Raw genomic sequence first — 26,415 nt, 5'->3', positions numbered from 1 at the left:
AATATAACGATTACAGTCTCTCATTGAAGTATATCACCTGGCGGCGTAGAACAGTTTGTGAAAAACAAGATTTGGCTGAATAGAAATGTTGATTTAGGAAATATCTTTACCAAAATCATTAAAAGAAATGAAAGCGATAGGCAATACACCTTTGATCAAATTGGAAAAATTATCAGAACCCGGCTGCGCCGATATCTATGTGAAATATGAAGGGGCCAATCCAACAGGAAGTATGAAAGACCGGATGGCACTTTCGATGGTTGAAGGTGCAGAAAAAAGAGGACAACTAAAGCCAGGCGACAAAGTGATGGATTATACTGGGGGAAGTACTGGTAGTTCGCTGGCAATGGTGTGTGCCACTAAAGGTTACAAGGCATACTTTGTTTCTTCCGATGCATTTGCAGAAGAGAAACTACAAACTAGGCGTGCCTTTGGGGCAACGCTTGAATTATTTCCAAGTGAGAATCGTGCCATAACAGCGAAGCTGATCGATTCAATGGTGCAGCGGGCAAAAGAATTAAGTAAAGAACCGGGTGTATTCTGGACAGATCAATTTAATAATGTTGACAACCGGAATGCTTATCATGAAATGGCGAAAGAAATTATTGATGTATTGGGGAATGATATCGATGAGTTTATCATGGGTGTTGGTACTGGTGGATGTTTCTCCGGCAACTCAGAATATTTAAAAGAAAAAATTCCAGGTATTAAATGTATTGCAATAGAACCTTATCATGTTCGTGCATTGTCGGGTGGTGAAATGGGTGGCAAACATAAATTAGAAGGCATCGGTGCTGGTTTTATTCCTTCTATATGCAGATTAGATCTGGCAGATGAAATAGTTGCCGTGAAAGATGAAGATGCAATGGATACTACAAGAAAACTGGCAAGAACAGAAGGTATATTCGGCGGCACTACTTCCGGTGCCAATGTATGGACGGCTATTCAACGTGCCAGAAAGCTGGGAGCAGGAAAAAAGATCGTTACTGTAGTTTGTGATTCGGGATTGAAATATTTGAATGGGGATTTGTACAAATAGTTTCAATACAAAATCATTCTTACAACTCTTCTTGCTGAATATTTCAGAAGGTTAATTCTGAATACCGTTTAATCAATATATTTAAGCCTTAATTTTTTACCATGCACAAACCAATTATTTTTCTTTTTTCACTTATTCTGTCAGTATCCATTTTAGCACAACAAAAACTAACAGTCGAAAAAATAATGCGTGACCAGAATTGGGTGGGCACATCTCCATCCAACGTTCAGTGGAGCAATGATGGTCAGTCAATTTATTTCAACTGGAATCCGGATAAAGCCCTGGCAGACTCTATTTACTACATCACACTTACCAATAAAATTCCAGTAAAAGCTTCTTTAGCTGAAACACAGAATTACAGATCTGTTGGAAATTATGTTTATAATCTTTCCCGCACTGCATATGTATTTTCAAAAGATGGTGATATTTTTTATACCGATACAAAAACAGGAAAGACGAAACGCATTGTTCAAACTTCCGATGCCGAAAGCAACCCTCAATTTTCTTTTAATGAAACAAAGATCGTTTATACAAGAAGCCAGAATTTATATGCATGGGATATTGCTTCCGGTGAAACGATGCAGTTAACAAACCTTCAGGCTGCACAAGCCGGACAAACAACACCACCACCTACAGGAAATTTTGGAGGAGGCGGAGGTTTTGGCGGTGGCGGAAGACAAACAGGTGCTGGTTCTGCCGCAGCAGCTAATCAACAGGAAGATTGGTTAAAGAATGATCAACTCAAATATTTTGAAGTATTAAAATCAAGAAAAGAAAAAAGAGACAAAGGTGATGCATATAATAAGTCATTACCTAAACCAAAAGAATTGCGCAGCATAAATATTGAAGACAAACAATTACAAGGATTGAATTTAAGTCCTGATGGACGATTTATTGGTTATCGTTTATTCAAAGCTGCACCTGTTGCAAATGCAAAGACCACAATTGTTCCGAGCTATGTAACTGAAACCGGTTTTACAACAGATATTCCGGGCCGTACAAAAGTGGGAACAGCACAAGGCAGTTCTGAGTTTTTTATTTATGACAGGGAAAGAGATACCGTTTGGTCAGTGAAAGCTGATTCAACAATTCCGGGAATAAAAGACCCGCCTGATTATTTGAAAGACTATCCTAAAAAATTGGAAGAGAAAACAAAGAACCCGCCAATGAGAGCAGTAACTTTTAATGCAGTGCAATGGTCACCATCAGGAACAAACCTGGTAGTTGAGCTTCGTTCTGTTGACAACAAAGACCGCTGGCTGATGTTATGGGATACTGCAACACATAAATTAAAATTGCTCGATCGTCAAAGAGATGAAGCATGGATCGGCGGTCCTGGAATTGGCTTTGGCCGTATTGGCTGGATCGATGATAACACATTCTGGTTTCAATCCGAATCGACAGGCTATTCTCATTTATACACGATCAATGTAAATACAAAAGAGAAGAAAGCATTAACAAGCGGTAAGTATGAAGTGCAGCAAGCACAACTTAGCCGTGATAAAAAATCTTTCTTCATTACAACTAATGAAGTGCATCCGGGTGAACAACACTTTTATCGCCTGTGGATCGCCGATGGAAAAAAAGAACGCATTACTACAATGACGGGAGCACACCAGGTTGCTGTTTCACCTGATGAAAAATATTTAGCTGTGCTCTATTCCTACTCTACCAAACCATGGGAATTGTATTTACAGGAAAATAAAGCTAGTGGAAAAACTGAACAGATCACAAACAAAGCAATGAGTGATGAATTTAAATCATACTCATGGAGAGACCCTGAAGTAATAACATTTACTGCAGCAGATGGTGCTCAGGTATATGCAAGAATATTCAAGCCGGCAAACCCTCATCCCAATAAGCCAGCTGTTTTATTTGTGCATGGCGCAGGCTATTTACAAAATGCACATAAATGGTGGAGCAGTTATTCCCGTGAATATATGTTCAACAACCTGCTTGCCGATAATGGTTATTATGTAATGGATATTGATTATCGTGGCAGTGCAGGTTATGGCAGGGATTGGAGAACGGGCATCTATCGTTTTATGGGAGGAAAAGATATGACCGATCATGTGGATGCTGTAAACTATTTGGTGAAAACATATGGTGTCAATCCAAAACATGTCGGGCTGTACGGTGGTTCATATGGCGGCTTCATTACATTGATGGGTATGTTTAACTATCCTGATGTATTTGCAGCAGGTGCTGCATTACGTCCGGTTACAGATTGGGCAAATTACAATCATGGTTATACTGCTAATATTTTAAATGAACCATTCAATGACAGTCTAGCGTACAGGAAGAGCTCACCTTATTATTTTGCGGATGGACTGAAAGGTGATTTGCTTATCTGTCATGGTATGATAGATGTGAATGTACATTACCAGGATGCTGTAAAACTTACACAAAGGTTGATCGAATTAGGAAAAAATAATTGGGAGCTTGCTTCTTATCCCATGGAAGATCATGGATTCGTTGAGCCCAGCAGCTGGACGGATGAGTATAAACGTATATTTAAATTGTTCGAAACAGTTTTAAAAAAATAGATCATGCTTCAAAAAATAAACTGGGACAATGTGCCTACCGAAACTGTGAACCCTTCAATGGAAAGAAAAATGATATGGGGTGAAAAGATCATGATCGCTAAAATGAAATTCAAAGATGGCTTTGTTGTGCCGCTGCATCATCATTTTCATGAGCAGGTTACACAGGTTATTAAAGGTCAAATGCGTTTCTGGTTTGGAGAAAATAAAGAACAGGTAATGGATCTATATCCCGGTGATGTAATTGTTATCCCTCCCGATCTGCCGCACGAAGCATTGATGATCGGTGAAGTGGAAGAGATTGACACATGGTCACCACCAAGACAGGATTGGTTAGATAAGACGGATGACTATTTGAGGAAATAAATGGAATTTTATTCTGGTTCTTTAAAAATATATTGTTCTTCGTATTCTACTTCAAAAACTTTTAAGAAATGTCTATACTCATCTAAGAATGTTTCTTTCTGATGATGAACTTCCTGATTTTGAATATATCGAACTACTTCATCTACATGACTTTTAGAATATGAAAATGCGCCATAACCTTCTTGCCATGAAAATGGAACGGCACAAAAGCCTTTGTCTTTAATCCATTTGCTACTTTCTGTTTTTATATTTTGCACCAATGATGAAATGGATTGTAACGGTCGAAGACCAATAAGTATATGAATATGATCGGGCATGCTATTTATTTGTAACATCTTGTGACCATTATTTTGAATGATACCGGTCATATATTTATGTAATTCATCCTTCCAGGCTTTTTGAATTAATGCTTTCTTGAATTTTACAGCAAATACAAATTGAATATGCAGTTGTGTATAAGTGTTTGCCATTTATCCTAAATAAGATAGATAAATATACTAAAGCTTGCCGTGTTCCGTAGGAACACATTAAGGGTAGAAAATCGAAAATCCGTGTTGGCGTTCCGTAGGAACGCATTGTGCTCATTGGGTTTGATATTTTGATTTCACATAATGTTCCTACGGAACATTATTCTTAATTCCCATTTTTCTACCCATAAGATGTCCCTACGGGACATAAGTACATTTCGAGATGTGCTCAATAGAATTACCAACCGCAAAAGTGTGCGACGCAACAACAGCTTAATAGTAGCAATGCAGTTTGTTTAATAAATAAAAAAGCCAACCCAAATCAGGCTGGCTTTGAAATAAAATGTTGTAGAGTTTAAAATCCAAACTGTTGTCCGCCACTTCTCGGATCAGTCTTTGTTTCAAACTTAAATTCTTTTGGCGGCTCTGCTCCCATCAGGTTCTTTACAAAATAATCCCAGCGTTTGCGCATCATATAAGGTGAGTCGGCACCAAAACCATGACCTGCATTGGGAAATACAACAAGATCATAATCCTTGTTCGCTTTTGTCAATGCATCTACAACAAGCATTGTATTATATGGCGGCACATTATTATCCATCAGTCCATGTGCAAGCATCAGTTTTCCTTTCAGATTTTTTGCATAGGTCTGGTTGGCTTGAGCATCATAATTATCTTTTCCATCAGCACCTTTCGTTAATAAACCAATATAACGTTCGCCCCAATCATCTTCATAGTTGCGATTATCATGATTACCGGATTCTGAAATACCTACTTTATAAAAATCAGGATAACGGAACATAGCCGCTGCTGTTGCAAAACCTCCGCCTGAATGTCCCCAGATACCAACCTTAGTTGTATCGATATAAGAATATCGCTGTGACAATTGGCGAATGCCTGCGATCTGGTCCGGCAATGTATTAGTACTCATATCGGGCCAATACATATCATGAAAACTTTTTGAACGGCCGGGATTACCTGTGCCTTCAATTACAACAACTACAAATCCCAATTCAGCCAAAGCCTGGTGATCACCTCTTGCTGCACTGAAACTCCACCCGCCTACACTACCGCCTTGCGGACCGGGATAGATATAATTAACAACAGGATATTTTGCCTTTGAATCGAGATTAGTTGGCGTAAACATCAAACCATAAATATCTGTTTTGCCATCTGCTGCTTTTAATGTTACAGGTGTTGGTGGCTTCCATCCTGTTGCTTTCAGTCTTGATACATCTGTTTTTTCTAACTCAGCAATTTGTTTCCCATTTATATCACGCAACACGGATACTGATGGTACATCCGGCTTTGAATACGTATCGATAAAATAATTTTCATTTGGTGAAAAGCTGATGGAATGTGTGCCTGCACCCGGAGAAAGTAATGTGAGACCTTTTCCATCAAAACCAACTTTATAAAATTCGGCGAAATAAGGATTCTCTGTTTGACGGCCGTTAACCATAAAATACAGCTGGCGTTTTGCTTCATCCACTTTTATTAAACGTGTCACTACCCAATCACCTTTTGTAATTTGATTTTTCAGTTGGCCTGTAGTTGCATCATACAAATACAGATGGCCCCAGTTATCTCTTTCGGAAAACCAGATGATCTCTTTAGATTTTGGCAAATAACGCCAGTTGATAGAACCCCAGCCTGATTCATATTGAGTAGCCACTGTTTCTTCAAACACTTCACGTACTTCGCCGGTTGTTGCATTCGCAATACGCATTTTTCCCTGCTTATGATCACGGGAAGTAGTAAGAAAAGCAAGTTCTGTTCCATCAGTATTCCAGGCGATATCATCAAAAGTTCCACTGCTTGATATATCATCACTGAGTGATGCACGATGTGGATCGGGAGGAATATTGAACATTACAACCTTTGCTTCATCAACATTAATTACACAACGGCTGATCATCGGAATTTCTTTATCACCCGGCAACGGATATTTCCATGCTTTTAATGTTGGATGACCCACATTGGTAGATGCGAGATACATATCACCCACATTACGTTGATCCTGTTTGAAGGTGGCGATCTTTTTTGAATCGGGTGACCATTTTACTATTGCCCTGTCGCTGGCTTTCCATCCTGCATTATCTGTTGCATATCCAAAATCTTTTATGCCGTCAGTAGTTAATTGCTTTTCCTCTTTTGTTTTCACGTCTCTTACCCAGAGGTTATAATCTTTAATGAATACTGCCTTTGTCCGGTCAGGCGACATCACTTCAAGGCCAGCTCCCCTGAAACCGCCTTGCCCCGACTGCATAGCATTATTAATTGCGGTATCAGTTGACACAATTCCGCTTTGCAGATCATATCTCCACTGTTTTCTGTCAGCATTAAATATGATTGCTTTCCCATCCAGCGAAAAATTAATATTCTGAAATGGAAGCATTGAAGCTTTGTATGATCTTCCGGTTGCTTTAGAAAGCCCTTCAGCCATTTTTTCATGATCAAAGGCTGCACTTTTTGTACCCTTTACTGCATCCACCATTATAAACTCGCTACCCGTAGGTGTTAATACACGGTACCAGAATTTATCACCGGGCATCCAATTGGCTCCTACATTGCCACGGTCAATATACCGTTGTATATTGCCGCCTAAAAGATTTTCTGCCTGCTGGTAATCTTTTGTTGTAAAAACTTTGCCTGGCTGTGCGGATGCTGAAAATAGGATTGAACAAATAGCAACTGTGCTGAGTATTCTTTTCATGTTATGTTATTAAAATTTTGGAAGGTGAACAGGGCGCAATTTAGAGAATCAGAAGGAAACCGCAGTTACCACTTATCCAGTGGATAAACTGCGAGTAGAATGCATGCTATTTTTCTGATTATCTTCGAAAATATGTTGAGCATATTAAGAACTGATTCCACGCATCCTGATTTTATAGAACTGGTAAAACAGTTGGATGCTTATTTAGCTGAACTGGATGGTGAAGAGCATGCATTTTATAATAAGCTGAATGTAATTACACATATTAAACACGCAGTGGTTGTTTATGAAAATGATTACCCAGTTGCCTGCGGTGCTATCAGGGAATTTAAGGCAGACAGTATGGAAGTAAAACGAATGTACACCCTGCCTGAAATGCGGGGTAAAGGAATTGCCGGAATTGTTTTAACTGAATTAGAAAAATGGGCTGCTGAGCTGGGTTATAAAAAATGTGTGTTAGAAACCGGCAAAAGACAACCCGAGGCTATCCATCTTTATGAAAAGAACGGCTATAAAATTATTCCCAACTATGGAGAATATCTAAATATTGAAAACAGTGTTTGTTTTGAAAAAGAATTGAAATAATAGCATATATGTGATCAATAATTTTTATCACCATCACAGCGAAGAATACAAAAGCCAACCTGAAACAGGTTGGCTTTTGTGATAAAATATCTGATGAAGAATTAAATTAAAACTGCACCCCAGATGATCAATGAAATAATAGCACCGATCCATGCCCATTTAGTTCTTGAAGATTTATCACCCCCGCTAATCAGGTAAGCAATCAAAACTCCTATTAATGACAGAAAAAGTCCCAGGGCCAAACCACCCCAGTTGATACCACCAACTCCGGCTACCGCAGGTTCTCCGTTTACCGCAGCTTTAGTGAAATATTTTTCTACCCTTTCTTTGCTGAAACTACCATCCTCGTTTATGTTACTTCTCAACTGCCGCTGTCCTAATTTAAAATTCATCTTGTCAAAACGACTCATTTTATTTCCAGTCATCTTTTCAAGATCCTTTACCTTGATCTGGGAAAGTTCCATTAATGAGATCAGTTGCCCGGTGTTGCCTATAGGAATATAAACTTCAGTGGCTTTTACCGGTCGCTCTACAGATGGAACAGAAAATGAGTTGTTGGATGAATAAGTTGCTGAGAAAATAGAAATGAATCCAAGGAGTGTAATTACTTTTTTCATAAACTGGGCTTTTGGTTAAGAATAGTCTAATTTACTAAATTTATATATACAAGCCCATATTTGTTTTTTTTCAAAAAAATTTCCCGGAATCAATGATTTGCTCAGCCTGCTTTAATATTGGTAAAAATCAGGAAAAAGAAATTTTTAACTTACCGGATAAACCGATTGAAACAGCTATCCATCAGTGAAAATAAATTTGTAACTATGATGAGACAATCCCCAAAAATATTAGTCTTTATATTTTTTCTTAATCCACCCTTGTTTGCAATAACCCAGGAAATTAGAATTCCTGCAGAATGGGAAAATCAGGAAACTGTGTGGCTGACATGGTTTGGCCAGGAAAGACGTGATTCTGTAACCTGCCGGGTTATTGAGGCTCTGCAGCCGCATGTTAAGATTTCCATGAATGTTGGATCAAATTCTATGAAGACAACTGCTAAACAGTATATGGCTAAATTCATGGTTGACACTTCTACGGTTGAGTTTGTGACTGATCCGCATATTGACTTCTTTGCAAGAGACTATATATTTTTTGTAAAAGATAAAAGCAACAAATTAAAGGTGGTTTGTTTTGATTATTCATGTTATGGTATGTACCCGCAGATATATGAAAAGCCAATGCCGGAAGGAGAAAAGAAATTTGGACAATGGGATGAACGAATGGCGATGCGAATGGGTTTACCGATGATTAAAAGTGATTATATTTTTGAAGGCGGGGGAATTGAAGCAAATGGTGCCGGAACTTTCATGATCATTAAAGAAATGGCGCTGCAACGTAACCCGGACAAATCAATACCGGAAATTGAAAACGAACTCAAAAAAACACTTGGTGCCCGCAAAATAATCTGGTTAGTGAAAGGACTTATCGAAGATCGGCAATTTCCAAAGTTTGGCCCATTTTATAAGAATTACTTCGGCGGCGGAGCTAATATGCATATCGATGAACTCTGCAGGTTTGTCAATGAAACGACTATTGTATTGCCGTATCTCTCAAAAGATGATAAAGACAAAAGCCCGGTTGACAGCATCAATTATCCGATGCTTGAGGCGAATTTTAAGATCCTTGAAAATGCTAAAACGGCGAAAGGAGAAAAGCTTAAAATAATTCGTATTCCGATGCCGGAAATTGAGGAGTTAAAATTTACATTAACAGCTTCTGAATCCGATTCTAAGCGTTATAAAGATTTTGGAATAAACAAAGACGATACTATTTATCGAATACCGGCAGCCAGTTATTGCAATTTCTTTATCAGTAACAAAGTAGTATTAATTCCTAAATACTGGAAACCGGGAATGTCAGAGACTCAAAAACAAAAAGATGAAGAAGTAAATAAAATATTTACTCAACTATTTCCTGACAGACAGATAGTACAAATTTATACATTGCAAGTAAACAGAGGTGGTGGTGGAATTCATTGCATGACACACGAACTGCCAGTTTCAAAAAATTGAACGGCAACATAACAGTTATTTTTCTGTTATGTTGCTTACGAATACGCATCAAATCGTTCATGCTATTTCGATTAATGCCGAATAGAATTCCAGAACGTACAGGAGTGCGACGCAACAGATGTTCCTTAGTAGCAATTCAGCCCGTACAAAAACATTAAATTCCTTATTTTTGCGCAACATTCAAAACAGCATATGAGCATTCTCGTTAATAAAAATTCCAAAGTTCTGGTACAGGGTTTTACAGGTGGCGAAGGTACTTTTCATGCCACGCAGATGATCGAATATGGTACCAATGTGGTTGGCGGCGTTACTCCCGGCAAGGGCGGCAATAAACATCTTGACAAACCCGTCTTCAATACTGTTGCGGCTTGTGTAAAAAATACCGGTGCCAATGTAAGTATCATTTTTGTACCGCCTGCATTTGCAGCTGATGCCATTATGGAAGCTACTGATGCAGGTGTTGCTCTTGTGGTTTGTATTACCGAAGGTATTCCTGTGCAGGATATGGTGAAGGTGAAACATTACTTACTGGGAACAAGTACAAGACTTGTGGGTCCCAATTGTCCCGGGGTTATTACGGCAGATGAGTGTAAAGTGGGCATCATGCCCGGTTTTGTTTTTATAAAAGGTCGTGTAGGTATTATTTCAAAAAGTGGTACGTTGACTTATGAAGCAGCAGACCAGGTAGCGAAAGCAGGTCTCGGCATCTCTACTGCTGTTGGTATCGGTGGCGACCCGATCATTGGTACGACTACTAAAGAAGCTGTTGAATTATTTATGAATGATCCGGAGACAGATGCGATCGTTATGATCGGTGAGATCGGTGGCGGCATGGAAGCTGAAGCTGCGAACTGGATAAAATCAAATGGAAATAAAAAACCGGTAGTTGGATTTATTGCCGGGCAAACAGCACCTCCCGGCCGCAGAATGGGTCATGCCGGAGCTATTGTTGGTGGTGCTGATGATACAGCTGCTGCAAAAATGAAGATCATGGATGAATGTGGTATTCATGTGGTACAAAGCCCTGCAGATATTGGCAAGATGATGAAGCAGGTGATCGGGAAGTAACAGACAATTGGCAATCGGCAATTAGCAATAAAGTAAAAACCAAATAATAAAAGCCTCTTCAAATCGAAGAGGCTTTTGCATATTGCCTATTATCTATTGCATATTAAAAACGGCGGTTATTATCCCAGTCTCTATCCCGGTCATTATCCCTGTTACGATCATTATCTCTGCGGTCCCAATCACCGTCACGGTCGTTGTAGTCACGATCTTTTCCGCGACCATTTCTCATTTCATCTACATCTACCATACCGTAAGCATTGACAGTAATGCGGAGGTCTTCATTCCTTACAAAGAAACTTTTTGAAGATACCAGTTTCATACGGTTGCTGAAAAATCCACGACTTCTTTCATACACTTTAATAGTGTGTATTCCGGGACGTATTCTGTCGAGCCTAATGGTGTTGTCATTGTTATAGTTTCTGCCATCTACCACGATCTCAAAGTTTCTTCGTGATTTAATTGTTACCGATGGATTTCGATCGGCTGCCATTGCTGCCAGAGTAAAAAGGCTAACGAAGGCAAGAGTCATAATTTTTTTCATGGTCAAAGATTTTAAAGTTATTGGCCGAAATTTACCGGGGTAGTTCCGGCCAGTTTATTTTCATAGTATCCCGGGTACGATCTTAAATAATCTTTCATTATTCCCTGTAGTCACGGATAAAACGGGCCAGTTCATCACGGCTGTTGCTGAACGTTAACAGATCATTGACGGTGTAATAACTGTTTTTATCAACTGTGTAACGGTAAGCATACTTTGCCAGGTCGAGTTTGTTGTTCTCAAACGTAAAGAGTTGGAGCATTTCTTTTACCTGCTGTGTTGTGAACAGGTTACTATTGATAACCTGTTTTGCAAGGTCCACTCTTGTGTTCTCAAACATTTCCCGACGCAATGTTTCTTTTACACGACTGAAATCAGCATTGCTCATTTCACGGCCATAGCCATTTTCATAGTTACCGTCCCTGTCACGATCGTTGTTGCGGTCGTTGTCACGGTCATAGTCCCGATCCCTGTCGCCATTACGATCGTTGTCGATATCACGATCGTTATCGATGTCACGATCGTTGTCAATGTCACGGCCCCTGTCGCCATCACGGTCATAACCCCAACCGTCATCATTTTCAATCCTGCCTTCATCGGTAAATACTTTACCGAATTTGTTGATGGTTATGTCAAAATCATAACCACGACGAAGATTGATGCGACTGTTGTAAACAACTTCACGTTTGCTGCCAAGGATGTCGAAGACGCGGTTGTTATTGTTTCCGCGTTTCTTTTCTTTGGTGATCTTAATGGTGTGTGAACCGGTCCTGAGATTTTTAATGATGATGCTATTATCCATATCGAAAGAATAACGGCGGCCATCTACTTCCACCTGCAGATCTTTGCCGGTGCCGAAGCTTGAAATACTCAGGTAAGGGTCATCATACATTGCCAGTGCGGCAATTGAGAATAGTGAGCTTAATAAAAGGGTAGAAATTTTTTTCATAATATGTTTCCTCCTGCATCGTATTTTTCAAACGACATGCCATCGTGCCAAAATGCTATGAAAGAAAACGTTAATGATTATTGTTTAGTAAAGACTAAATTTTTTAATTGATTAAACCTTCTTATGGCGGTTACTTTTCACCAACCATTACCATGAGTTGTATCGTCATGAGAAAATAATTTATGAAATTATCTTTCACAGCGCATCTAATAAGCAGTTCTAATAATTTAACTTGTACTAAAATCATAACCCATGTTCTCATTTTTAAAAGGTTGCATTCTTGTTGTTACTATTTTCTTAACAGTGTCCATCACAGGAAATGCACAGTCCGTTAAAACCTATCCTGCCGAATGGAAAAAGGTAGAAGACTTTATAAATAAAAAACTGCCCAAATCTGCATTGACGGAAGTAAAAAAGATCTATGCACTTGCAAAGAAGGATGGTTCGGTAGGAGAAGCACAGGTTATTAAATCACTTATTTATATTATAGGTTTACAGGAAGAAACACGAGAGGACAATCAAGTACTGGCAATAAAGGAAATGGAAAAAGAGATTGCAGGAAGTAGCGAAACTGTTGCTTCTATATTAAACAGCCTTACAGCCGGCCTCTACCTTCAATATTACCAGAACCATCGTTGGGAGTTGTATAACAGAACCAATACCGTTCAATTTAAAAAAGAAGATATTAAAACATGGACGACAGATGATTTTCATAAAAAGATCTCAGCACTTTATTTAAGATCCTTGCAGGCAGAACAATTGCTGAAACAAACAAGATTGGATAAATATGATGCAATTATTATAAAAGGTAATGTCCGCCATCTCCGTCCTACCCTTTTTGACCTGCTTGCCCACCGTGCATTTGAATATTTTGAAAGCGATGAACGATATATAACAAAACCTGCTTACAAATTTGAGATCGACCAGGCTTCAGCTTTTGATCCGGCTGCTGATTTTGTTACAAGAAAGTTTATAACCAAAGATTCTTTATCGCTTCAGCACAAGGCATTATTAATTTATCAAAAACTGATCGCTTTTCATTTGAATGATGTAAAACATGATGCATTAATAGATGTGGACATTAAACGGCTGGAGTTTGTCAGCGAAAACTCCACGCATCCGGATAAAGAAAAATTATTCAAGCAATCGTTAACCCATATTGCAAACCAGTATAACAATTTACCCGCAGCCGCACAGGCATGGTTCCTGCTGGCGAATGCATATAATATAGATGCCGATAAATACAAACCTTATGGAGACAGTACACATCGTTTAGACAAACTAAAAGCAAAAGAAATTTGCGAACGGGTGATGCTACAAAAAGATTCATCAGAAGGAAAGATCAATTGCATAAACCTTTTGAATAGAATAACAAAAAAAGAATTGCAGTTTAAAATTGAAAAAGTGAATGTGCCCGCAATGGCCTTTCGTTCGTTGGTGGAATACCGGAACCTTAATGAATTGCATTTACGCATTATCCGGGCGGATGAAAAACTAAAAAAAGAATTGGAGAACCAGGATAATGATAAATACTGGACTGCTCTCCTAAAAGCAATACCTCTAAAAGCATGGCAACAGATCTTACCCGCAACATCTGACATGCAGCCACATAAAACTGAAATAAGAATTGATCCGCTTATGCCCGGTGAGTATATTTTGATCAGCAGCAGCGATAAAGATTTTAAAATTGATAAGTCGGTACTCGGAGCAAGATTGTTTTATGTTTCTAATATCAGTTATATAAATAGCGGAAAAGATTTTTTTGTACTTCACCGGGAAACCGGTCAGCCATTAAGCAATGCTGCTGTACAGATATGGGAACAACGCTACGATCAGAAGCAGTCAAAATATATCATTGAAAAATCAGGTAACTATAAAGCTGATGCAAATGGGTATTTTAAGATCAATGAAGCAAAGAAAGATAATAACAATTATACCTACCAACTTGATATCAGCTATAAAGATGAACGATTCTATATGTCTGAATGGCTTTATGATTATTACTACTCTAATACAGAGACTGAAAAAAATGAATCTACAAGCATTTTTCTTTTTACTGACCGCAGTATTTACCGGCCGGGGCAAACGCTATATTATAAAGGAATAACAATTCTTCGAAGCCCAAAGAAAGGAAACAGTATCTGGCCCGATTATAAAACAACCGTTTACCTGCGTGATGCAAATGAGCAGATAGTTGACTCAATGAAAGTAACTACAAATGAATTTGGTTCTTTCTCCGGTACGTTTCAGCTTCCTTCCACCGGCTTAAATGGCAGTTTTGATATTTACACCGAAAACAATACCGGCAACGCATCATTCCGTGTGGAAGAATACAAACGTCCCAAATTCTATGTTGACTATGAACCGCTAAAAGGAACTTATAAAGTAAATGATATAATAAAAGTAACGGGCTTTGCAAAAGCCTATGCAGGAAATAATATTGATGGTGCCAATGTAAAATACAGGGTAGTTCGTCAGCCGCGTTTTTTGTACCCATGGCTCTGGCGTAAATGGTGGCCGCCGCCAGTAGGAGAAATGGAGATCAAACATGGCGAAACAAAAACAGATAAGGATGGAAAATTTATTATCGAGTTTGCAGCAATACCTGACCTTACGATTGAAAAAAAGTTTGACCCCGTATTTGATTATACCGTGTATGCCGACATTACTGATATCACCGGCGAAACAAGAAGCGGTGAAAAATCAGTAAGTGTAAGTTATAAATCTTTAATACTGAAAACAGATATACCCCATCTGTTACCTGCTGATAGTTTGAAGCTGCTTAAAATTTATACAGAAAATATGAATGGCGAACATGAGCCGGCAAAAGTTACTGTCACCATTTCAAAACTAAAAGAAGAAAAAAGATTGATAAGAACCCGTTATTGGGAAAGGCCTGATCAATTTATAATGTCAAAAGATGAATACATCTTAAGCTTTCCGCATGACGAATATGATAATGAAACTGAATGGGAATTGTGGGAGAAAGAAATGCAAGTGTTTCAGCAGGCTGACTCCACTATGGCGAGTGGTGAGTGGCGAGTGGTGAGTGGGAAGTTTGTATCGGGGTTTTACCAGATAGAAATTATTACAAAAGATAAAAACGGGGAAGAAGTAAAAGATGTTCAGTTTATTGAATTGTATGATGAAAGATCAAATCAACTAAACAAGCCACAATACTTATGGACTGATACAAAGAATAAAGCTCCTGAACCGGGAGAGAAAGCAACTGTTAAACTTGGTACCTCTCCGGATGATCTGTTTATTGTTCAGGAGTTGGATAAGAATTCCGGAGCATGGAACATGCCTCTTGGCAAGCAGGGTTCGGAGTCAGGAGTCAAATATTCTTTCATTAAGCTTAACAACGAAAAGAAGGATCTGCAATACCCAGCAACTGAAGCTGATCGTGGGGGATTTGGAATTAGTTATTTGTTTGTAAAACATAACCGTTTTCATTCAGTGAGCCAGGTTATTGGTGTGCCGTGGAGTAGTAAGGAGTTGAAAATTGAATACGCAACATTCCGGGATAAGACATTAACCGGCAGCGAAGAAAAATGGAAAATAAAAATAAGTGGTTATAAAAATGAAAAACTTGCTGCGGAAATGCTGGCAAGTATGTATGATGCTTCGCTTGATGAGTTTGATCCTCATTCCTGGAGTGAACCTAATATCTGGCCTTCTTACACTAACTATTACCGCAGATGGGATGGAAGCAGAAATTTCATCCAGGTTGAATCACAGCAAAAATGGGAAAACTATGTAATAGAAGATATGGCCGTAAAATATTATGATCAGCTGATCGATAATTTAAATGATGCAGGATTGAGGTCGGGAAGAATAACGAACTATGAACAAGCCCAGCTTAAAAATGTCAATATAGGACTTAAACCTGCAGCGGGGATGGGACAGGAAGTAGTTGTAGCTGCTTCAAGGGCGCCAAATAGAATGCTTGAAGCTCCTGCCTCTTATGACGCTGTTGGAAATATTAAAGGTGTAGACTTGAAGACCTCATCATTGATTTTTAAGACTGGTAATGACGAAAAACAGGAACTTGGTTTCCAACCCCGCCGCAATTTCAATGAAACAGCTTTCTTCTTTCCTGATCTGAGAACAAATGAAAACGGTGATATTGAATTTTCATTCACCATGCCGGAGGCATTGACCAAATGGAAATTCCAAGCACTGGCACATACAAAAGAGCTGGCATTTGGTTATAGCAATAAAGAGATCGTTACACAAAAAGACCTAATGGTGCAGCCGAATCCACCACGGTTTTTAAGAGAGGGTGATAAAATAGAACTCAGCGCTAAAATTGTAAACCTTACAGATAAAGAAATAACGGGGCAAACACAACTGCAGTTATTTGATGCAGCGACCAATGAACCAATTGATGGTTTGTTCAGAAATGTAATACCTAATCAGTATTTCACAGTTGCAGCCGGACAAAGTGAAGCAGTTAAATTTCCATTGGAAATTCCTTTCCAGTTTAATAAAGCCTTAGTATGGCGTATCGTTGCCAAGTCAGGTGATAAAAGCGATGGTGAAGAAAATGCTTTGCCAGTTCTCACCAACAGGATGCTGGTTACAGAATCAATGCCGATCAATATGAAAGATGCTGGTTCAAAAGATTTCAAATTTGAAAAGTTATTGAACAGCGGTTCTTCATCATCATTACAGCATCATGCTGTAACTGTTGAATACACTACCAATCCCGTTTGGCATGCAGTGCAGGCCCTGCCCTATTTAATGGAGTATCCGTATGAATGTGCAGAGCAAACCTGGAATCGCTATTATGCAAATGCACTGGCAACAATGATCGCCAACAGTTCGCCCCGAATCAAACAAATATTTGAAACCTGGAAAATAAAAGATACTGCTGCCCTCATGAGCAATCTTCAAAAGAACCAGGAACTGAAAGCTGTATTGCTGGAAGAAACACCATGGGTGTTGCAGGCAAAAAATGAAGAACAACAAAAGAAAAATATCGCTTTACTGTTTGATCTGGTCCGTATGAGCAAGGAAATGAACAGTGAGTATGAAAAGCTAAAGCAAATGCAATCATCTAACGGCGGTTTTGTATGGTTCAAAGGAGGACCGGACAATGCATACATCACACAATACATTATTACAGGCATCGGGCATTTGAAAAAACTGGGAGTAGATATCAAAAAACTAAAACCCATTACAGATGCTGCTATCCCTTACCTGGATAATCAGATCAAAAAGCAATATGATGAACTGATAAAAAATAAAACCGATCTTAACAAATACACACCGGGCAACTATGAAGTGCAGTACCTGTATATGCGCAGTTTTTTCCCGGAAATAAAAATTGCTACGGCTTCAAAAACAGCTTATGATTACTTCCGGAGTCGTTCACAAAAAACATGGACCAAACAAAGCAAATACATGCAAGGAATGATCGCCTTGCTCCTACATCGGACAAATGATGCAACGACACCGGCTGCAATTTTAAGATCATTAAAGGAAACTTCTATAACCAATGAAGAGATGGGCATGTACTGGAAAGAACAAACCAATGCCGGCTACTATTGGTACCAGGCACCGATTGAAACGCAATCATTATTAATTGAAGCATTCAACGAAGCTGGCAAAGATGTAAAAACTGTTGATGACCTGAAAACATGGTTATTGAAAAACAAACAAACCACTAACTGGAAAACAACAAAGGCAACTGCGGAAGCATGTTATGCTTTGTTGCTGCAGGGAACAAAAATGCTCGATGATATGTCAACTGTTGAAATAAAATTGGGCAATAGCACATTTAAATCATCCGATAACAAAACGGAAGCAGGTACAGGCTATTTCAAAAAGACGATTGATGGTAATATGGTAGAGCCTGAAATGGGTAATATTTCAGTTACTATAAATACCCAACCAGCTAATCAACCGACTGGTCAATCAACCAGTTGGGGTTCGGTTTACTGGCAGTATTTTGAAGATCTTGACAAGATCACTACCGCTGAAACCCCATTAAAGCTGTCAAAGAAATTGTTTATTGAAAAGAATACAGACCGTGGCCCGGTGCTTACACCAATCAATGAAGGCGATTACCTGAAAGTGGGTCATAAAATAAAAGTGCGGATCGAATTGCGTGCAGACAGGGATATGGAGTATGTACATATGAAAGACATGCGGGCAAGCTGTATGGAACCGGTAAATGTATTGAGCAGTTATAAATGGCAGGGCGGTTTGGGTTATTATGAAACCACCAAAGACGCAAGCACCAATTTCTTTTTTGATTACGTACGCAAAGGCACTTATGTTATCGAGTATTCATTATTTGTAACACATACCGGCAACTTTAGTAATGGTATAACTACAATACAGTGTATGTATGCACCGGAGTTTACAAGCCACAGCGAAGGTGTTCGTGTGAATGTAGAATAATATAATAGCAGCAGAGACGGGAGAAGCAGAGATTCTTCCGTCTCCGCAATACAGCGGTTAATTTCCTTCTTACATTTACCGGATGAATGTGGACGTATTAATAATAGGACAAGGAATTTCCGGCACCTGTTTATCCTATTTTTTAGAAAAAGAAAATATTTCATTCCTTGTTATTGACGATGCAAACAACAATGCCCCTTCAAGAGTGGCTGCAGGTATTATCAACCCTGTTACAGGCAGAAGGATCGTAAGAACATGGATGATCGAAGAATTGCTTGAATTCAGTTTACAATTCTATACAAAGCTTGGCGATGAATTAAACATCAAAGCCATTTCCCAAAAACAGATCATTGACTTTTTTCCTTCACCTCAAATGAAATTAGCTTTTGAAGATAGATTTAAAGAAGGAGAAACTTATTTACAAAAACCTGTTGATGAAAATTCTTTTCTTCATCAATTTAATTATGATTTTGGATACGGGATGGTCTCTCCTTCGTATAGCGTTCATCTTCAAACGCTGCTACCAGCATGGAGAAACAAACTGATCAATCAAGATCAATTACTGGAAGAAACATTTGATATTACACAACTGAAGATTGAGCAAGATGCTGTTTATTACAAAGACATTACTGCTCAAAAAATTATTTTTTGCGATGGCGTTCAATCATATCAAAACAATTTCTTTAATAAACTTCCTTTTGCACCGAATAAAGGAGAAATGCTGATTGTGGAAATACCGGAACTATCAACCGATTACTTTTATAAAAAGGGAATGGTGCTTGCTCCGCTTTCAGAATCGGGCCTCTTTTGGTTGGGTAGCAATTATCTCTGGGAATTTGAGCATGAGAATCCAACAAAAGAATTTTATTTACAAGCTGAACAATTATTACAAACCTGGTTAAAGCTTCCATTTAAGATACTGGAACACCGGGCATCTGTTCGCCCTGCTACTATTGAACGAAGACCATTTGTTGGTTTTCATCCGAAATATTCTTCTATTGGAATTTTAAATGGCATGGGAACAAAGGGTTGTTCACTGGCACCTTATTTTGCAAAACAATTATCAGGAAATATCTGCAGCAATAAACCCATTTTACCAGAGGTTAATATTTCCCGTTTCAAAAAAATTCTTTCGCCCTGATTTTTCAAAACTAATAACTTCATCGAAAATAAAATGAACTATCAATGAGCAATACAAATGACAATTCTTATTCCATCCCTGCTTCCTACCGAAGAATGGAAAACATGCATATCATTTTCTGGCTGTTAAAAGACATCAGCTGGTGTTTGTTCTGGAAGCCTCTCGGTATAGCTATGATCTTTCCAACATTGATCATTGCCATCGTAATTTCATACCGTACACGGAATATCAAATCAGAGCTATCACATAATCTTGCTGTCGTTTTTTGGATCTCTGCAAATAGCTACTGGATGATAAGCGAGTTTCTTGGCTTTGATGAAAAGATAATACTTGGTTATGAGGGTAAGTATGGAGCAGTAATACCTTTTGTAATAGGTATATGCTTTCTCCTCTACTATTATCTAATACAGCGTCCTGTTGAAATAAAAAGACAAAAAACGGTTATAATGTAACCAGCAAGTCCAGTTGCTTCTTCAGTTTTCGTTGCTTGTAGTAGCGTCTAACAAAATAGACAATTGTCATTGTTATCATGGGTCCGGATTTTTAAGTTTTCGATAAGGGTTAAGGGTATAGTTCTACATTTCAATTATTTTATGTTTCGTCAATGGGTCCTGGTTCAGCACACGGCATAATGCTTCGTACAGATCGGGCATATGCTGTTTCAATCCGCTCGGATTTTCAAAAAAAGCTTCCGTACTTACCGCCCAGAACTCATGCAGGTTGCTGAATGCATAACTTCTTAAAAAACTCCTGCGATTCGTTATCACATCTGCCAGTATTGGACCGGTAGTGCTACTAAAGCGATCATAATTCAATCTGAAATTTTTATCAATGCCTAATTGTGCGAAAAAATTATTATACAGCAATGCATGACTCATTTCATGCACGGCCACATTGATATCATTATTTTTATTAGAATAACCATATAAGAAATGTTTCCAGCTCAGGTAAATTCCATCGGGTGCTACATGGCCAATATATAATTCTTCGTCGTCATCCATCCGGTATGCATCGGCCAGCACATAAATATCTTTAAAGTGCTGCATCTTATAATTTTTTAAACCGAATGTTACCTGTATTGCAGATGCACTTACTAAAATGGCAGTATCATCATTTCTCTCTAAACCTATAAAGTGAAATTTTTTTGATTCTTTAAATTCATGTACCCGGCTTACAAAACGGTATTGCAGATGTTTTGGCAATTCATTGAAGTAGTTAAATAAACCACCGATCACAAATGAATAGTTATTGAAAACGGTTTCCGTAACAGTGGGATAATCCTGTACAAAAGGCTTGTCAGGCGCAATTTTACTTGTGAATAATTGTCTTATTCGATGGAAAAAGTTTTGCATAAAGTACGGTTCGGCTTATAAATATAAACACTCATTTTCCCATTTGCAAGCTTTACTTTTTTTCTCGTACAATTACGGAGATATTTTACCTGCCTGTAAATAACGACGTGATTCAGCGTTTTCGTGTTGCAGAGGGCAATACTTTTTTTTCAGTCATGGGATCCTGGTTCAATACCTCACATAATGAATGATATATAGCGGGTAAATTAGTTTTTAATTCCTCCGGTAATTCAAAAAAAGCCTCCACACTTACTGCCCAGAATTCTTCGAAATTGGTAAAAGCATAGTTGCGTAAAATACTGCGCCGGTGCAATAAAGCCTGTATAAGCGCCGGGCCATATTGCTGAGTATACTTTGCAAAATCAGTATGAAATTCTTTATCAATACCAAAGTCCCACATATTATTTTGATGACGCAGCGCATGTGCCATTTCATGAATGGCAGTATTTACACCATCTGTATCATTCTTAAATCCTTCCAGCAAATACTTCCATGAAATATAAATCCCGGTGGTAGATACATGCCCCACATTCAATCCTTCAATACCTGCCTGTCCGGTAGGCAGGTCTTTTGCACGGTATGCATCAGCGATCAAATAAATATTTTTAAAGAAAGGAAGAAGATAACTGCGTAAGCCAAATGTCAACTGTACAGCCGCTGCACTCAGCAGTACCTGCATTTCAGGCTTTTCTTCAAGATCGACATAATGAAAATGCTTACTGTTTTTAAAATAATAAACTCTTTTTAAAAACCGGAGCTTACCTGGATCAGGTAATTTATTATAGTAGCATATATGTTTCGAAACAATATCATGCTCAAATCTTGTAATCTCCGCCAGCTCTTTGTAGGCAGCAGGTATTGAATCAGGGTTTTTATTGCTTATAATAGCGCCGATTATTTTATGCAGCGGGTTGGGCATTGAACAAATCTACCCGTTTTAGGAATATGGCACATCGGCCATTGAACCTTATCTTTGCCGCCTGAAAAAACAGATCATACATGTTCAGAACTCATACCTGTGGCGAATTAAGATTGACAGACATAAATAAAGAAGTAACCCTTGCGGGCTGGGTACAAACCATTCGCAAATTCGGCAGCATCACATTTGTTGACTTGCGTGACCGTTATGGCATCACACAGCTATTATTCAGCGAAGACCTCAGCAAACAGCTTGATGAAAATCCATTAGGCCGTGAGTTTGTGTTGCAGGCAAAAGGAACTGTGACTGAACGCAGCAATAAAAATCTGAACATCCCGACAGGCGAAGTAGAGTTAACTGTTTCATCGTTTTCAGTATTAAATAAATCAGCAGTGCCGCCATTTACCATACAGGATGATACAGATGGAGGCGATGATCTTCGAATGAAATACCGCTATCTTGATCTGAGAAGAAATGCAGTAAAAAGAAATCTTGAACTGCGTTATGCGGTAAATCGTGCAACAAGAAATTACCTGCATGCACAAGGCTTTATGGATATTGAAACTCCCTTCCTGATCAAATCAACTCCTGAAGGGGCAAGAGATTTTGTTGTTCCATCCAGGATGAATGCAGGGCAGTTTTATGCATTGCCTCAATCACCACAAACATTTAAACAATTATTGATGGTAAGTGGTTATGACCGTTATTACCAGATCGTAAAATGTTTTCGTGATGAAGACCTGCGTGCCGACCGTCAGCCCGAGTTCACCCAGATAGATTGTGAAATGGCGTTTGTAGAACAGGAAGATATTCTGAACATGTTTGAAGGATTGATAAAATCCATTTTCCAAGATGTAAAAGGAATTGATTATTCGGATAAAGTAGAACGCATGACATGGGAAGATGCGATGTGGAATTATGGAAATGACAAACCGGATATTCGTTTCGGTATGCAATTGCTTAACCTGAAAAAACCTTCTTCAGTTTATACCGCAAAGCAAGATAATGCTACGTTGATTGATGGGGCAGGTTTCAAAGTATTTGATGAAGCAGAAACTGTTTTGGCTATTGCTGTGCCCGGATGTAGCGAATACAGCCGCAAGCAAACTGATGAATTGACCGAATGGGTAAAACGTCCGCAAATAGGAATGAAAGGTTTGGTATTTATAAAATGTAATAACGACGGAACTTATAAAAGCAGCGTAGATAAATTTTTTACAGAAGAAAAACTAAAAGCCATTGCTGATGCAGCAGGTGCAAAGCAGGGCGACCTTGTATTGATATTGGCAGGCGCAGAAGAAAGAACAAGAAAAGCAACGAGTGATTTAAGAATGGAAATGGCAGAACGTTTGGGATTGAGAAAGAAAGATGAATTCAAGTTACTCTGGGTACTGGACTTTCCTTTGTTTGAATATGATGAAGAAGGCAACCGCTGGGTAGCCCGTCATCATCCATTCACTTCTCCTAAGCCATCGCAGATCGAAACGATGATCAATAACGAAGCGTCAATTAAAGATGCAGCAAAATATCTTGAGCATCCTTATGCTGGGATAAAAGCAAATGCGTATGATATGGTGTTGAACGGAAATGAAATTGGAGGTGGTTCGATCAGGATCTATCAAAGAGAGTTGCAGGAAAAAATGTTTGCAGCATTGGGTATGACCAAAGAAGAAGCACTGCATAAATTTAGCTTCTTACTCGGCGCATTTGAATACGGAGCTCCTCCGCATGGTGGTATTGCATTCGGCTTCGACCGTTTATGTGCTATTCTCGGCGGCAGCGAAAGCATCCGTGACTTTATTGCTTTTCCCAAAAACAATGCAGGTCGTGATGTGATGTTAGATGCTCCAGCAACGATTGATGAGAAGCAGTTTGAAGAATTGCAGATACGACTTGATCTAAAAAAATAAGAATGTTGGAATTCTTTTAACAACCGTCGGATTAATTTTATTGAAATCTGTTTTATGAATATAAATAGCCGTATCATTCTTGGACTTGCAGTTTTTGTTTTATCCTGTAAAAAAAATGACAGCCCGAACCCCAACGGTGAACAAGTCTCAAAAGATGTTTCTTATGGTACACATGCACAGCATAAAATGGATATTTATTTACCTGCAGGGCGCAGCACCACTACAACTAAAGTGATAATCATGATCCATGGCGGTGGATGGAACACGGGTAGCAAAGCCGACCTGGATATATATATTGATTCGTTACGAAGAAGAGAGCCTTCGTATGCAGTGTTCAACCTGAATTACCGTCTTGCCAATCCTCCAGATCTTTTCCCAGTGCAGGAAAATGATATAAAAGCTGCTGTTGAATTTATTTACAGTAAACGTAACGAGTATCATATCTCTGATAAATTTGTTTTAGTAGGAGTCAGTGCAGGAGCTCATCTCGCATTATTGCAAGGTTATAAATACACATCGCCTGTTAAAGTAAAAGCTATCATTGATTTTTTTGGGCCTACTGAGTTAGTTGATTTGTATAATAACCCGCCCAACCCACTGGTGCAACCATTACTGGTAAGTGTAACAGGCGGAAACCCGACAACACATGCAAGCATCTACGCTTCTTCCAGCCCGATAAATGCAGTTACTGTTCAATCATCACCTACAATGATATTACAGGGCGGTGCTGATAATGTTGTATCGCCATCACAGTCTGACAATTTAAATATAAGACTGTTCACAGCCGGCGTTATTCATCAATATGTATTTTACCCAACTGAAAGCCATGGGTGGACTGGGCCTAACCTTACCGATTCATTTAATAAGATACAGGCTTTTCTTTCGGCGAATGTGAACTAAGTGCTGAAATTTTTCTTTTCTGAATAAATCTGCGGACCAAAAAGAGAAGTATTAGAAGTAGGAACAAACCAACCAATAACAAACCGAATTTTATTTTTCGTTCAGTTTTGTCAAGCCCATTTTCAATCTTCGTATTACAATCATTGATATAATAGGATAGTCCCGGAAAAGCAGGATTGAGCTTCTGCAATTTTTTTATTTTAGCCAGGGCTTCCCGGTATTCAGCATTATCATAGTCATCCATTGCTTTACTAAACAATGCAGAAGCCTTTCCTTCCCTCGCAACAATTTTTAATGAGTCTAAAAAATCCTTTACGATACTTACCGGTATTGAAAAATTCATGCCTGCTGCCAGTGAAGCGGAGCCGTATTCTTTACTGCCGAATGTAGCGATACCGATCACCTCACCATTCTCATTACATACCGGCCCACCGCTATTGCCATGATTGATTTCAGCATCCATCTGTACCACATTCCACCCGGTTGTTGTTTTTCGTATACCACCAACAATACCGGTTGTAAGTGATGGTTCTTGGGTGGATTCAGATGATAAGTATGCATTACGTGTCACCGGGTCAGGATAACCATATACATAAATTCTATCTCCAACACGTGGTAGCGTAATATTGGCTAATCGTAATGTAGGGAAAAAACTACCTGGTTCTATTTTCAAAATGGCAATATCCTTTCCCGGCATTGATGCTCCTTTTTTAATAATACGTGCCAATGTTGTTTTCGAAGAGGCTTGTCCACTGGCTGTATCAGTTGCATAAGAAACATAAATATTACGTTTCAGATTCTCCAGTAAAATAGACTGAATGCTCGAATATATTTCTACAAAGGAGCTATACAACAATTCTTTTTGTTCCTCACTGAATTTTACAGCCCATGCTGCTTCCAATGCAGCTATATTAGTTTCAGTCACCTGCTGAAAAGCGGAAAGAATAAATTTTCGCCGGATATAATTACCGGATTCATCCACCACATGACAGTTGGTAACCAGGTAACCATCTTCAGTTATAATAAACCCTGTTCCGGATGTAGTGATTGTTTGTGTATGATACCGGTAATCAGCAGTATTCTTAAAAAATTTAGCCGGCCTGTTACTTATTTGTTTTAAAACAATATCCAATTTTTCTTCGGCATTCATCCGGGCTCCAAATCTTTCGATATCACTGATGGAATCCAACAATGCATTAAAAAGCCGGTTATCAACAATCACCTGCTTCACATAAACCGTAGCCGAAAAATTTGTTTTGATCATTACCACACCGGGTCTGTTGCGGGCATAGTTCTGCGCCGCAGAAGATTGGCTGCTGCCTTGTTTTGCAAACAAGACAACAAAAAATACGGTGTGTAAAACGAACAATTTTATTTTACAGGACAGCCTCATTATGATCTTTCTGATTTTAAAATACATAAAAAACAAACTTGTTGTAGTA

General features: G+C 38.7%; 18 protein-coding genes and 1 pseudogene. 11 read left to right on the top strand and 8 right to left on the bottom strand.

The features are described from left to right. The first annotated feature begins 127 nt into the window (after positions 1-127). The 3 genes from E6H07_12430 to E6H07_12420 all read left to right on the top strand — a co-directional run bounded on the left by E6H07_12430 (position 128) and on the right by E6H07_12420 (position 3,948). Complete coding sequence (locus tag E6H07_12430) at positions 128-1,039, top strand: cysteine synthase family protein (protein TMI63578.1); 912 nt, start codon at positions 128-130, stop codon at positions 1,037-1,039. 101 nt (positions 1,040-1,140) lie between these two features. Further along, positions 1,141-3,585, top strand: a complete 2,445-nt coding sequence (locus E6H07_12425; protein ID TMI63577.1) for a S9 family peptidase — start codon at positions 1,141-1,143, stop codon at positions 3,583-3,585. Between the two features lie 3 nt (positions 3,586-3,588). Continuing rightward, positions 3,589-3,948, top strand: coding sequence for a cupin domain-containing protein (locus tag E6H07_12420; GenBank protein ID TMI63576.1), 360 nt, complete (start codon positions 3,589-3,591; stop codon positions 3,946-3,948). Positions 3,949-3,956: 8 nt separating this feature from the next. Here the strand turns inward: E6H07_12420 and tnpA are convergent, their stop codons facing one another. After that, positions 3,957-4,418: an IS200/IS605 family transposase gene (gene tnpA / locus E6H07_12415; GenBank protein ID TMI63575.1), complete on the bottom strand. Its 462-nt coding sequence runs from the start codon at positions 4,416-4,418 to the stop codon at positions 3,957-3,959. Positions 4,419-4,770: 352 nt separating this feature from the next. After that, a complete protein-coding gene (locus tag E6H07_12410; GenBank protein TMI63574.1) occupies positions 4,771-7,131 on the bottom strand; it encodes a S9 family peptidase in 2,361 nt (786 codons plus the stop codon). Between the two features lie 132 nt (positions 7,132-7,263). Between E6H07_12410 and E6H07_12405 the strand changes: the two genes are divergently transcribed. Then, the gene (locus tag E6H07_12405) at positions 7,264-7,716 is read left to right on the top strand and encodes a GNAT family N-acetyltransferase (GenBank protein ID TMI63758.1); all 453 of its coding nucleotides are present in this window, start codon (positions 7,264-7,266) and stop codon (positions 7,714-7,716) included. A gap of 101 nt (positions 7,717-7,817) precedes the next feature. Here E6H07_12405 and E6H07_12400 read toward each other — a convergent pair whose 3' ends face one another. Further along, a complete protein-coding gene (locus E6H07_12400) occupies positions 7,818-8,333 on the bottom strand; it encodes a hypothetical protein (protein ID TMI63573.1) in 516 nt (171 codons plus the stop codon). A gap of 204 nt (positions 8,334-8,537) precedes the next feature. Here E6H07_12400 and E6H07_12395 point away from each other — a divergent pair, with 204 nt between their 5' ends. Both E6H07_12395 and sucD read left to right on the top strand, forming a co-directional pair. After that, on the top strand, positions 8,538-9,785 hold the full coding sequence (locus E6H07_12395) for an agmatine deiminase family protein (GenBank protein TMI63572.1): 1,248 nt from the start codon (positions 8,538-8,540) through the stop codon (positions 9,783-9,785). A 192-nt stretch (positions 9,786-9,977) separates the two neighbouring features. Next, positions 9,978-10,853 (top strand): succinate--CoA ligase subunit alpha, encoded by an 876-nt coding sequence (gene sucD / locus E6H07_12390; protein ID TMI63571.1) that lies wholly within the window; start codon positions 9,978-9,980, stop codon positions 10,851-10,853. Positions 10,854-10,956: 103 nt separating this feature from the next. Here sucD and E6H07_12385 read toward each other — a convergent pair. After that, positions 10,957-11,046 (bottom strand): annotated as a pseudogene (locus tag E6H07_12385) (SH3 domain-containing protein). 445 nt (positions 11,047-11,491) lie between these two features. Continuing rightward, positions 11,492-12,340: a DUF4476 domain-containing protein gene (locus E6H07_12380; protein TMI63570.1), complete on the bottom strand. Its 849-nt coding sequence runs from the start codon at positions 12,338-12,340 to the stop codon at positions 11,492-11,494. A 252-nt stretch (positions 12,341-12,592) separates the two neighbouring features. Between E6H07_12380 and E6H07_12375 the strand changes: the two genes are divergently transcribed. The 3 genes from E6H07_12375 to E6H07_12365 all read left to right on the top strand — a co-directional run bounded on the left by E6H07_12375 (position 12,593) and on the right by E6H07_12365 (position 20,344). Further along, entirely contained in the window at positions 12,593-18,751 is a 6,159-nt protein-coding gene (locus tag E6H07_12375) for an alpha-2-macroglobulin (GenBank protein TMI63569.1), read from the top strand. An 82-nt stretch (positions 18,752-18,833) separates the two neighbouring features. Further along, positions 18,834-19,892: an FAD-binding oxidoreductase gene (locus E6H07_12370; protein TMI63568.1), complete on the top strand. Its 1,059-nt coding sequence runs from the start codon at positions 18,834-18,836 to the stop codon at positions 19,890-19,892. 95 nt (positions 19,893-19,987) lie between these two features. After that, the gene (locus E6H07_12365) at positions 19,988-20,344 is read left to right on the top strand and encodes a hypothetical protein (protein TMI63757.1); all 357 of its coding nucleotides are present in this window, start codon (positions 19,988-19,990) and stop codon (positions 20,342-20,344) included. A gap of 123 nt (positions 20,345-20,467) precedes the next feature. Here the strand turns inward: E6H07_12365 and E6H07_12360 are convergent, their stop codons facing one another. Together E6H07_12360 and E6H07_12355 are read right to left on the bottom strand one after the other, a co-directional pair. Continuing rightward, positions 20,468-21,244, bottom strand: coding sequence for a zinc-dependent peptidase (locus tag E6H07_12360; GenBank protein TMI63567.1), 777 nt, complete (start codon positions 21,242-21,244; stop codon positions 20,468-20,470). Between the two features lie 112 nt (positions 21,245-21,356). Continuing rightward, complete coding sequence (locus E6H07_12355) at positions 21,357-22,163, bottom strand: zinc-dependent peptidase (protein TMI63566.1); 807 nt, start codon at positions 22,161-22,163, stop codon at positions 21,357-21,359. Positions 22,164-22,243: 80 nt separating this feature from the next. Here E6H07_12355 and aspS point away from each other — a divergent pair, with 80 nt between their 5' ends. Together aspS and E6H07_12345 are read left to right on the top strand one after the other, a co-directional pair. Further along, positions 22,244-24,073 (top strand): aspartate--tRNA ligase, encoded by a 1,830-nt coding sequence (aspS, locus tag E6H07_12350; protein ID TMI63565.1) that lies wholly within the window; start codon positions 22,244-22,246, stop codon positions 24,071-24,073. Between the two features lie 54 nt (positions 24,074-24,127). Beyond that, on the top strand, positions 24,128-24,973 hold the full coding sequence (locus E6H07_12345; GenBank protein ID TMI63564.1) for an alpha/beta hydrolase: 846 nt from the start codon (positions 24,128-24,130) through the stop codon (positions 24,971-24,973). On the opposite strand, the gene E6H07_12340 is transcribed toward E6H07_12345, so the two are convergent. Next, complete coding sequence (locus E6H07_12340; GenBank protein ID TMI63563.1) at positions 24,933-26,393, bottom strand: serine protease; 1,461 nt, start codon at positions 26,391-26,393, stop codon at positions 24,933-24,935. The genes E6H07_12345 and E6H07_12340 overlap by 41 nt on opposite strands. Between the last annotated feature and the right edge of the window lie 22 nt (positions 26,394-26,415).

It is taken from the genome of Bacteroidota bacterium, assembly GCA_005882315.1.
Taxonomy (GTDB): domain Bacteria; phylum Bacteroidota; class Bacteroidia; order Chitinophagales; family Chitinophagaceae; genus VBAR01.
Note: the sequence above shows the minus strand (reverse complement) of the source record. Positions and strands in the feature narration are given on the sequence as shown.

Coding starts and splice junctions, on each gene's coding strand:
- E6H07_12430 (TMI63578.1), top strand. CDS start 128: ATGAAAGCGATAGGCAATACACCTTTGATCAAATTGGAAAAATTATCA.
- E6H07_12425 (TMI63577.1), top strand. CDS start 1,141: ATGCACAAACCAATTATTTTTCTTTTTTCACTTATTCTGTCAGTATCC.
- E6H07_12420 (TMI63576.1), top strand. CDS start 3,589: ATGCTTCAAAAAATAAACTGGGACAATGTGCCTACCGAAACTGTGAAC.
- tnpA (TMI63575.1), bottom strand. CDS start 4,418: ATGGCAAACACTTATACACAACTGCATATTCAATTTGTATTTGCTGTA.
- E6H07_12410 (TMI63574.1), bottom strand. CDS start 7,131: ATGAAAAGAATACTCAGCACAGTTGCTATTTGTTCAATCCTATTTTCA.
- E6H07_12405 (TMI63758.1), top strand. CDS start 7,264: ATGTTGAGCATATTAAGAACTGATTCCACGCATCCTGATTTTATAGAA.
- E6H07_12400 (TMI63573.1), bottom strand. CDS start 8,333: ATGAAAAAAGTAATTACACTCCTTGGATTCATTTCTATTTTCTCAGCA.
- E6H07_12395 (TMI63572.1), top strand. CDS start 8,538: ATGATGAGACAATCCCCAAAAATATTAGTCTTTATATTTTTTCTTAAT.
- sucD (TMI63571.1), top strand. CDS start 9,978: ATGAGCATTCTCGTTAATAAAAATTCCAAAGTTCTGGTACAGGGTTTT.
- E6H07_12380 (TMI63570.1), bottom strand. CDS start 12,340: ATGAAAAAAATTTCTACCCTTTTATTAAGCTCACTATTCTCAATTGCC.
- E6H07_12375 (TMI63569.1), top strand. CDS start 12,593: ATGTTCTCATTTTTAAAAGGTTGCATTCTTGTTGTTACTATTTTCTTA.
- E6H07_12370 (TMI63568.1), top strand. CDS start 18,834: ATGAATGTGGACGTATTAATAATAGGACAAGGAATTTCCGGCACCTGT.
- E6H07_12365 (TMI63757.1), top strand. CDS start 19,988: ATGGAAAACATGCATATCATTTTCTGGCTGTTAAAAGACATCAGCTGG.
- E6H07_12360 (TMI63567.1), bottom strand. CDS start 21,244: ATGCAAAACTTTTTCCATCGAATAAGACAATTATTCACAAGTAAAATT.
- E6H07_12355 (TMI63566.1), bottom strand. CDS start 22,163: ATGCCCAACCCGCTGCATAAAATAATCGGCGCTATTATAAGCAATAAA.
- aspS (TMI63565.1), top strand. CDS start 22,244: ATGTTCAGAACTCATACCTGTGGCGAATTAAGATTGACAGACATAAAT.
- E6H07_12345 (TMI63564.1), top strand. CDS start 24,128: ATGAATATAAATAGCCGTATCATTCTTGGACTTGCAGTTTTTGTTTTA.
- E6H07_12340 (TMI63563.1), bottom strand. CDS start 26,393: ATGTATTTTAAAATCAGAAAGATCATAATGAGGCTGTCCTGTAAAATA.